Genomic DNA, 8431 nt, shown 5'->3' on the forward strand with positions numbered 1-8431 from the left:
GTGGAGGAGGGCGGCGGGATCGGGGGGTTCGGCGGTGGGCTGGAGACCAAGAGGCGGCTGCTGGCGCTGGAGGGCGTCCTTCCGGAGCCGCTGTTCTGAGCTGGTGGCGGAGGCGGTTCCGGCGACGGGAGCGGGGACGGGGACGGCCGCTGGGCCCCTGCCCGCGGCGCGCCGGGGCTGGCACACTGCCCCGATGACCACTCCCCACGAGCGGGGCGGCGATGCCGGGAGCGCGGCCGCCCAGTCTTCCGGGGCGCCCGCCGACCGGGGCGCGCCGGCGGAGTTCCCACCGGCGGACCGGCTGGCGGCGCTGCGGCGGCGTACGACCGCGGTGCTCGCCGCCAACCAGGTGCTCGGCGGGCTGGGGGTGGCCACCGGGATCGCGCTGTCCGCCGTGCTCGCCCAGGAGGTGAGCGGGACGGAGGCGCTGGCCGGGCTGGCGTCCACCGCGACGGTCGTCGGCACGGCCCTGCTCTCCGTGCCGCTCGCCGCCCTGATGTCGGCGCGCGGCAGGCGGCCGGGGCTGGTGCTCGGCTATCTGCTGGCGGCGCTGGGCGGCGGGATCGCGGTCGTGGCCTCGGCGGTGGGCAGCTTCCCGCTGCTGCTGGCCGGACTGGCCGCGTTCGGGGCGGCGTCCTCGGCCAATCTGCAGTCGCGGTTCGCCGCGGCCGACCTGGCCGAGCCGGACCGGCGGGCGCGGGCGATCTCCACGGTGGTGTGGGCGACGACGGCGGGCGCGGTCGTCGGCCCGAACATCGCCGCTCCGGCCGGCCGGAGCGTCGCGGGGCTCGGCATACCGGTGACGGCCGGGCCCTTCCTGTGGGCGTCGGCACTGTTCCTGGTCTGCGCGGTGCTGATCGCGGTGCTGCTGCGGCCCGATCCGCTGCTGACCGCCCGCGCGCTGGCCTCGGCGGCGGGGGCGGCGGTGGCGAAGGAGGAGCGGGTGGACCCGGGGGGCGGCCGCTCGCCGTGGGGAGCCGCGGGCCGCGCGGTGCGGGCCGGTTCGCGGGCGATACGCCGGTCGCCCGGCGCCCGACTGGCCCTGGTGACGATCGCGGTGTGCCACACGGCCATGGTGTCGATCATGTCGATGACCCCGGTCGCGCTGAGCCACCACGGGGCGGGGATCGAGCTGATCGGGCTGGTGATCAGCGGGCACATCGCGGGGATGTACGCGCTGTCCCCGGTGATGGGCTGGCTGGCCGACCGCTTCGGCCGCCTCACGGTGATCGGCCTGGGGATGGGGCTGCTGTCGCTCGCCGCGCTGTTGGCGGGTACGGCCGGAGCAGGTCACGGCCGTACCGCCGCCGGTCTGCTACTGCTCGGCCTGGGCTGGTCGGCGGGGATGGTGTCCGGGTCGGCGCTGCTGACCGACTCGGTGCCGCAGGAGGACCGGGCGGCCGCGCAGGGCCTGTCGGACCTGACCATGAACACGTCGGCGGCGGTGGGCAGCGTGGTGGCGGGCGTCGTCGTCGCGCACGCCGGGTACGGCTGGCTCAACGCGGCGGGCGCCGCGCTGGTGCTGCCGCTCGCCGCCGTGGCGATACTCCGGCGGCCCCGGGCCGCGCGGTAGCGGATGAGCGGGGGGTGCGCCGGCGGCCGGGTCGCCCAGTCGTGAGCCGGCAGGGAGGTGCGCCGGCGGCCGGGGCACACGGTCGGGGCCGGGCCAGCCCTGAGCAGTCGGCCGGGACACGCGGTCGGGGCCGGCCCTGAGCGGTCGGCCGGGGCACACGGTCGAGGCCGGCCGTGAGCAGTCGGCCGAGGCGCGCGGTCGTGAGCCGGGCCGTGAGCGGCGGCCGGGGCGCACGGTCGTGAGCCGGCCGTGGGCCGGCCGTGAGCAGTCGGCCGGGGCGCGCGGTCGTGGGCCGGGCCGTGAGCGGTCGGCCGGGTCAGAGCGTGATGTGGTACGCCTTGCGCAGCGTCTCGTGGACGGTCCAGGTCGTGCGGTCGCCCTCGCGCAGCACGCAGGCGTCGCCCGGGCCGATGTGCAGGGTCTCGCCGCCTTCGACCTCGACGGTGGCGCGCCCGCTGACGACGACGAACAGCTCGTTCGCCTCGGTGTCGGTGACCACGCCGGGGGTGATCTGCCAGATGCCGCGGATCTGCTTGCCGTCGGGGGACTCCCACAGCACCCGGCCGGTCACCTCGGGGGCGCCGGAGACGATCTGCTCCGGGTCGAGGGGCTCGGGCTCCAGTTCGGCGTCGGGGATGTGCACGGCGAAGGAGGCCGGGCCGGTCGTGTCGTGCGTCGTCGTCATGGGCAGCGACTGTAGCCGTCCACCAGCTGGACGTTTGCCGGGGTCGCCGCCGCGCCAGGGATGGGGACATGCCAGAGACCACTGTGGTGCTGTCCGAAGAGGTGCGGGAGGCGGTGGCGGCTCGGCGGCCCGTCGTCGCCCTGGAGTCGACGATCATCGCCCACGGCCTGCCCAGGCCGCGGAACCTGGCGGTGGCCGGGGAGTTGGAGGCGCTGGTCCGGGAGGGAGGGGCGGTTCCGGCGACGGTCGCCGTGCTGGACGGGGTGGCCAGGGTCGGTCTGGACAAGGCGGCGCTGGAGCGGGTGGCGGTCGACCCGGCGGTGCGGAAGCTGGGCCACCGGGACCTGGCGCCGGCGCTCGCCGCGGGGGTGAGCGGCGCGACCACGGTGTCCGCCACCGCCTTCCTGGCGGCCCGGGCCGGCATCCGGGTCTTCGCGACCGGCGGGCTCGGCGGGGTGCACCGGGGGTGGACGGAGACCCAGGACGAGTCGGCGGACCTGCGGCTGCTGGCCCGGACCCGGATCGCGGTGGTCTGCGCGGGGGTGAAGTCGATCCTGGACGTCCCGGCGACGCTGCAACGGCTGGAGACCCTGGGCGTGGGCGTGCTCGGCTACCGGACGCAGGCCTTCCCCGGCTTCTATCTGACGTCCTCCGGTGAGCCGGTCGACTGGGCGGTGGACTCCCCGGAGGAGGTGGCGGCGGTGATACGGGCGCAGGACGCGCTCGGCGGGCCCGAGTCCGCGCTGATCGTGGCCAACCCGGTGCCGGAGGACCGGCAGCTCGACCCCGTACTGCACGACCGGGTGCTGGCGGCCGGGCTGGCGGAGTGCCGGGCGCGGGACGTCACCGGGCAGGCGGTGACGCCGTTCCTGCTGGAGTACCTGACACGGGAGACCGGCGGGGCGTCGCTGGAGGCCAATCTGGCGGCCGTGCGCGGCAATGTGTCGCTGGCCGCGCGGATCGCGGCGGCGCGGTGAGCGCGACGACCCCGGCGCCGCCCGGCGGCACGGGGGCGCTGCTGGTCGTCGGGGACGTGGTGACGGACGTGGTGGCCCGGTACCGGGCGCCGCTGGCCGCCGCCACCGACACGGCGGCGGAGATCCGCACCCTGCCGGGCGGCGCGGGGGCCAACGCCGCCTGCTGGGCGGTGCGGGCCGGGTGCGCCGACGTCCGGCTGCTGGCCCGGGTGGGCGCGGACCGGGCGGACTGGCACGAGGAGTCGCTGCGGCGGGCGGGGGTGCGGCCGCTGCTGGTGCGCGACCGGCACGCGCCGACCGCGACGGTGGTCGCGCTGGTGGACCGGGGCGACGGGGAGCGGACGTTCCTGACCGACAGCGGGGCGGCGCTGCGGCTGACGCCGGCCGACTGGCCCCCGGACGCCCTGGAGGGGGTGGGCCGGCTGCACCTGTCGGGCTATCTGCTGTTCGCCGCGCCCGCCGACGCGGCGGCGGCCTCGGTGCTGGCGGCGGCCCGGGAGCGGGGCGTGGCGGTGAGCGTGGACCCGGCGTCGACCGGGTTCCTCGCCAGGCTGGGCCGGGACCGGTTCCTGGCCGCAGTCGACGGGACGGACCTTCTCCTGCCGAACGCCGCGGAGGCCGCGCTGCTGACCGGGCTGGCCGATCCGGGGGCCGCCGCGGCCGCGCTGAGCCGGCGCTTCCGCCTGGTCGCGGTCACCCTGGGCGGGTCGGGGGCGCTGGTGGCGGAGCGCGGGCGGGTGGTGGCCGAGGCCGCCGCTCCCCCGGCCCGGGCGGTGGACACCACCGGCGCGGGTGACGCCTTCACCGGGGCGTTCCTCGCGGCGCTGCTGGCCGGGGCGGACCCGGCCGCCGCCGCGGAGGCCGGCTGCCGGGCGGGCGCGGACGCGGTCACCCGGGTCGGCGGCCGCCCGGCCGGGTCGACGGGCGGGCAGGCCGGCCCCGACCCGTCGGCCGCGCGGGGGCCGGGGGCGGCCGCCGGTTGACGGGAAAGCGCCACCTGAGCGGCGGTCAGCGGCCACAGTGAGGACCATGAGCCTCTGGGTGAACGTCATCACGGCCGCCAGCGGACTGGTCGGCGCCGGCGTCGGCTTCACCGGCACGCTGCTCAGTGAGCGGTGGCGGGCGCGGGAGTCGGCCGAGCAGGAGCGCACCGCGGCCGCGCGCGCTCTGCGCGAGGAGCGCAAGGACGTGCTGGTCCGGTTCTTCGCGTCGGTGCGGGAGCTGGAACGGGCCGCGGAGCGGGCGCACGCGGGTCAGGAGGTGGCCGGGGCGGCGGAGCTGACCAGCCGGCTGTGGCTGCTGCACGTGGAGGTGTACCTGCTGTGCGGCGAGCCGGTCGCCGACGCGGTCCACGACCTGACCGAGCGGTTGACCGAGGCCGTGCGGGAGCCCACCGGCGTGCCCGTGCACGCGCGGATATCCGCGGCGCGGCGGGCGGCCCTGGAGGCCGCGCACGGCGAGCTCAGACTCCCCGCGAGCGCCCGAGGGCACCGGGGCGGCTGACTCGGACGGGCCGCCCGCTCCGGGCGGAGTGGCGCGGCCGGCCGGCGCGGACCACCGCGCCGGCGACACCGCTCCCTGAAGCCAGCCGGGGACGCCCGGAACCGCCTGGAGCCGCCCGAGGCGACCGGCTCAATCCCGCAGGCCGCTCCAGGCGGGGTGGGAGGGGTGGTCGGCGCGGACCACGGCGTCGGCGGCGTCGGCCGGGGCGACCTCCTCCTCGTAGCGGGCGAAGGCGGGCAGCGTCCAGGCCGCCTCCTCGGGGGTGCGGCGGGCCAGCGCCCCCGGGGAGAGCAGCAGATGGACGGTCAGGTCGAACGGGAACCAGTGGCCGAGCAGGAACGGCCCGTGCAGCAGCAGCACCCCGCCCGGGGACAGCGTCCGGTACGGGGTGCGGGTGGCCCGGTCGGTGGCCGGGTCCCACAGGTCGGGCAGCACCCGCCCGCCGCCGCCGGGCTCCAGCGGGCCGAAGACCTCGCGCCACAGCGCGCCGGTGTCGAACCACCCGCCGTAGTACGTGTCGGGGTCCCGCTTCCCGTACTCGTACCGCAGCGACGCGGGGCGCAGGAAGCCGCCGGTGTCCACGCACATTACGTCCCGGCCGCGCAGCCGCAGCTCGTCGGCGAGCAGCCGGGCGGTCTCCTCGGGCCGGGCGGCGGGCGCCCCGTCGACGCAGGCCTTGAGCCAGTCGCCGCCGTCGCCGGGTGCGAGGCCGTCAAGGCGGGCCGCGAGCGCGCCGGTCAGCCGGTCCCAGGTGATCGGTTCGAGTCGCACGCCTCCATGCTGCCCGAGGGCGGGGCGGCCCGCGCCGGCGGAACGGTTCAGGAGGTGACGAGGTCGCCCGCCTCGGCGGCGGCGGCACGGAGCGCGGCGGCGTGCGGACCGTCGCCGGCGACCGTGAGGCGTCCGGCGGCGATCGCGGCCGCGGGCGTCAGCTCGCCGCGGGCGACAGCCGTGCAGGTGGCGGTGTCCATGGCCAGCGCGGCGTCCGGTGCGGCGGGGGCCGGGCCGTCGCCGCACCCGGCCGCCTGCCCGCCGCCCCCGGTCCGCAGATGGAACACGCCCTCGTCCAGGCGGACTTCCACGTAGCCGGCCGGGCCGGTGCGGCCGGTCGTCGCCTCCAGGGCGGTGAGCAGCGGGATGGCGAACCAGTGGGCGCGGACGGCGTCCACCGGGCGCGGGCCGTCCAGCGCGCTCGCGCCCCAGGCGGCCAGCGCCCGCAGCACCGGGAGCAACGCCGCGCCGCGCTCGGTCAGTTCGTAGGCGTACGCCGAGACGGGCGGCGGCAGCCTGCGGCGGGTGGCGAGTCCGTCGCGTTCCATGTCCTTGAGCCGGGTGGCGAGCATGTCGGTGCTGACGCCGGGGAGGTCGGCGTGCAGATCGGTGTAGCGGCGCGGTCCGGCCAGCAGCTCACGGACGATCAGCAGCGTCCACCGGTCCCCCACGGCGTCCAGGGCGCGGGCGGAGGCGCAGTACTGGTCATAGCTTCGGCGGCGCGGGGCCGTGCTGGGACGTGGCATGCGACGCAGTCTAGACAAGGAGTTGGACTTCCCAAGCTGCCACTTGGTAAAACCAAGCATCACTGGTTCACGGGAGGCGTCGCACCATGGAGTTCCGGCAGTCGAGCAAGCTCAGCGAGGTCTGCTACGAGATCCGCGGCCCGGTGATCGAGCACGCCGACGCGCTGGAGGAGGCAGGCCACAGCGTGCTGCGCCTGAACACCGGCAACCCGGCGCTGTTCGGCTTCGAGGCGCCGGAGGAGATCGTCCAGGACATGATCCGGATGCTGCCGCGGGCCCATGGCTACACCGACTCCAAGGGCGTGCTGTCGGCGCGCCGCGCGGTCGCCCAGCGCTACCAGACGATGGGCCTGCCGGAGGTGGACGTGGACGACGTCTTCCTCGGCAACGGCGTCTCCGAGCTGATCTCCATGGCGGTGCAGGCGCTGCTGGAGGACGGCGACGAAGTCCTCGTACCGGCACCCGACTTCCCGCTGTGGACGGCCGTCACCACGCTCGCCGGCGGGCGCGCGGTGCACTACCTGTGCGACGAGTCCGCCGACTGGAACCCTGACCTGGACGACATGGCGTCCAAGATCACCGACCGCACCAAGGCCGTGGTGATCATCAACCCGAACAACCCGACCGGCGCGGTCTATCCGCGGGAGGTGGTCGAGGGCATCCTCGACCTGGCCCGCCGCCACCAGTTGATGGTGTTCGCCGACGAGATCTACGACCAGATCCTCTACGACGACGCCGTCCACCACTCGGCCGCCGTGCTCGCCCCGGACCTGGTGGTGCTCACGTTCTCCGGGCTGTCCAAGACCTACCGGGTGGCCGGCTTCCGCTCCGGCTGGATGGTCGTCAGCGGGCCGAAGCAGCACGCCCGCAGCTATCTGGAGGGCCTGACCATGCTCGCCTCGATGCGGCTGTGCCCCAACGCGCCCGCGCAGTACGCCATCCAGGCCGCGCTCGGCGGCCGGCAGTCCATCCGGGAGCTGACCGCGCCCGGCGGCCGGCTGCACGAGCAGCGCGACCTGGCCTGGCAGCGACTGAACGAGATCCCCGGCGTCTCCTGCGTCAAGCCGAGGGGCGCGCTGTACGCCTTCCCTCGGCTGGACCCCGCGGTGTACCCGATCCACGACGACGAGAAGTTCGTCCTGGACCTGTTGCTGCGCGAGAAGATCCAAGTCGTGCAGGGCACCGGCTTCAGTTGGCCGCGGCCGGACCACTTCCGCATCCTGACCCTGCCGCGCGCCGACGACCTCGACGCGGCGATCGGCCGGATCGGGCGCTTCCTCGGCGGATACCGGCAGTAGCCCGCAGGCCCCGAGCCGGGGTGGCGGGTCGCCGCCGGGAGCGGCGACGGCGGGGATCCGCCACCGGCGGACCCGGTTGGCGGCGGCGCGCGGCGGGCATCGACCCCCTACCGCCGGCCGCTCGCGGTCCGCACGGGGCGACGCGGGGCGACGCGGGGCAGGAGGGGAGCGCCGTGCCGTCCGCGTCCCGTGTGGTGGTCGAACCGCTGCGGCGCCACCGGTGCGCCGCCTGCCGGCGCGGACCGCTGCCGAAGCTGGTGGTGGAGGACGGCGCGCCGCTCTGCCTGGACTGCGCCGACCTGGGGCATCTGGTGTATCTGCCGCGCGGGGACGCCGCGTTGACCCGCCGGGCACGCGAGGCGAGCACGCTGTGGGCGGTGGTGGTACGCCGCGACCGGCGACGGGCGCGGTACGAGCGGCGGGGCGTGCTGGTCGAGCCGGCGGCGCTGGCCCGGGCGGAGCAGGCGTGCCGGGCGGACGCCGGCGCGCGGGCGGCCCGGCGGGCCCGGGACGCGGTGCGGCGCGCGGCGGACGACGTGCGCTTCCGGGCCGCGCTCACCGCGCGGATCCTGCTGCTGTTCCCGGGCTGCCCGCCGGAGCGGGCCGCGGCGATCGCGGCGCACACCGGGCTGCGGGGCAGCGGCCGGGTGGGGCGCAGCGCCGCGGGCCGGGCGCTGGACGAGGGCGCGGTGACGGCGGCGGTACGGGCGTCGGTACGGCATCTGGACACCGGCTACGACGCGTTGCTGGCGGCGGGAACGCCGCGCCGCCAGGCCCGTGCGCGTGTGGCGCCCGCCATCGAGGCGGTGCTGGAGTCCTGGCGGCGGTGAGCCGTGGGGGGCCGGCCGGTGGGGGGCGGACCGGCAGGGGTCCTGAGC

At 77.0% G+C, this 8431-nt stretch carries 9 protein-coding genes and 1 pseudogene; 7 read left to right on the plus strand and 3 right to left on the minus strand.

Features of this window, described 5'->3' with window-relative positions; genetic code table 11:
• Together C6N75_RS13630 and C6N75_RS13635 are read left to right on the plus strand one after the other, a co-directional pair.
• Positions 1-99, plus strand: a pseudogene (locus C6N75_RS13630) (methylated-DNA--[protein]-cysteine S-methyltransferase); the annotation flags it as partial.
• A 94-nt stretch (positions 100-193) separates the two neighbouring features.
• A complete protein-coding gene (locus C6N75_RS13635; RefSeq protein WP_105869149.1) occupies positions 194-1573 on the plus strand; it encodes an MFS transporter in 1380 nt (459 codons plus the stop codon).
• Between the two features lie 316 nt (positions 1574-1889).
• On the opposite strand, the gene C6N75_RS13640 is transcribed toward C6N75_RS13635, so the two are convergent.
• On the minus strand, positions 1890-2258 hold the full coding sequence (locus C6N75_RS13640) for a cupin domain-containing protein (RefSeq protein WP_105869150.1): 369 nt from the start codon (positions 2256-2258) through the stop codon (positions 1890-1892).
• Between the two features lie 68 nt (positions 2259-2326).
• Here C6N75_RS13640 and C6N75_RS13645 point away from each other — a divergent pair, with 68 nt between their 5' ends.
• From C6N75_RS13645 to C6N75_RS13655, 3 genes are read left to right on the plus strand one after another with little or no spacing between them, the layout of a single operon-like run.
• Entirely contained in the window at positions 2327-3235 is a 909-nt protein-coding gene (locus C6N75_RS13645; protein WP_105869151.1) for a pseudouridine-5'-phosphate glycosidase, read from the plus strand.
• Positions 3232-4218, plus strand: coding sequence for a carbohydrate kinase family protein (locus C6N75_RS13650; RefSeq protein WP_105869152.1), 987 nt, complete (start codon positions 3232-3234; stop codon positions 4216-4218). Before C6N75_RS13645 ends, C6N75_RS13650 begins: the two co-directional genes overlap by 4 nt.
• 46 nt (positions 4219-4264) lie before the next feature.
• A complete protein-coding gene (locus tag C6N75_RS13655; protein WP_105869153.1) occupies positions 4265-4738 on the plus strand; it encodes a hypothetical protein in 474 nt (157 codons plus the stop codon).
• Positions 4739-4867: 129 nt separating this feature from the next.
• On the opposite strand, the gene C6N75_RS13660 is transcribed toward C6N75_RS13655, so the two are convergent.
• Entirely contained in the window at positions 4868-5509 is a 642-nt protein-coding gene (locus C6N75_RS13660; protein ID WP_105869154.1) for a nucleoside/nucleotide kinase family protein, read from the minus strand.
• Positions 5510-5556: 47 nt separating this feature from the next.
• Positions 5557-6255: a winged helix-turn-helix transcriptional regulator gene (locus tag C6N75_RS13665; protein ID WP_105869155.1), complete on the minus strand. Its 699-nt coding sequence runs from the start codon at positions 6253-6255 to the stop codon at positions 5557-5559.
• 86 nt (positions 6256-6341) lie between these two features.
• Between C6N75_RS13665 and C6N75_RS13670 the strand changes: the two genes are divergently transcribed.
• Together C6N75_RS13670 and C6N75_RS13675 are read left to right on the plus strand one after the other, a co-directional pair.
• The gene (locus C6N75_RS13670) at positions 6342-7553 is read left to right on the plus strand and encodes a pyridoxal phosphate-dependent aminotransferase (RefSeq protein ID WP_105869156.1); all 1212 of its coding nucleotides are present in this window, start codon (positions 6342-6344) and stop codon (positions 7551-7553) included.
• Positions 7554-7726: 173 nt separating this feature from the next.
• On the plus strand, positions 7727-8383 hold the full coding sequence (locus C6N75_RS13675) for a DUF2293 domain-containing protein (protein WP_105869157.1): 657 nt from the start codon (positions 7727-7729) through the stop codon (positions 8381-8383).
• The last annotated feature ends 48 nt before the right edge of the window (positions 8384-8431 follow it).

It is taken from the genome of Streptomyces solincola, from assembly GCF_002982015.1.
Lineage (GTDB): Bacteria > Actinomycetota > Actinomycetes > Streptomycetales > Streptomycetaceae > Streptomyces > Streptomyces solincola.

Bases quoted from the DNA above. Each gene is read 5' to 3' on its own strand.
- C6N75_RS13635 (WP_105869149.1), top strand. From the start codon at position 194: ATGACCACTCCCCACGAGCGGGGCGGCGATGCCGGGAGCGCGGCCGCC.
- C6N75_RS13640 (WP_105869150.1), bottom strand. From the start codon at position 2,258: ATGACGACGACGCACGACACGACCGGCCCGGCCTCCTTCGCCGTGCAC.
- C6N75_RS13645 (WP_105869151.1), top strand. From the start codon at position 2,327: ATGCCAGAGACCACTGTGGTGCTGTCCGAAGAGGTGCGGGAGGCGGTG.
- C6N75_RS13655 (WP_105869153.1), top strand. From the start codon at position 4,265: ATGAGCCTCTGGGTGAACGTCATCACGGCCGCCAGCGGACTGGTCGGC.
- C6N75_RS13665 (WP_105869155.1), bottom strand. From the start codon at position 6,255: ATGCCACGTCCCAGCACGGCCCCGCGCCGCCGAAGCTATGACCAGTAC.
- C6N75_RS13670 (WP_105869156.1), top strand. From the start codon at position 6,342: ATGGAGTTCCGGCAGTCGAGCAAGCTCAGCGAGGTCTGCTACGAGATC.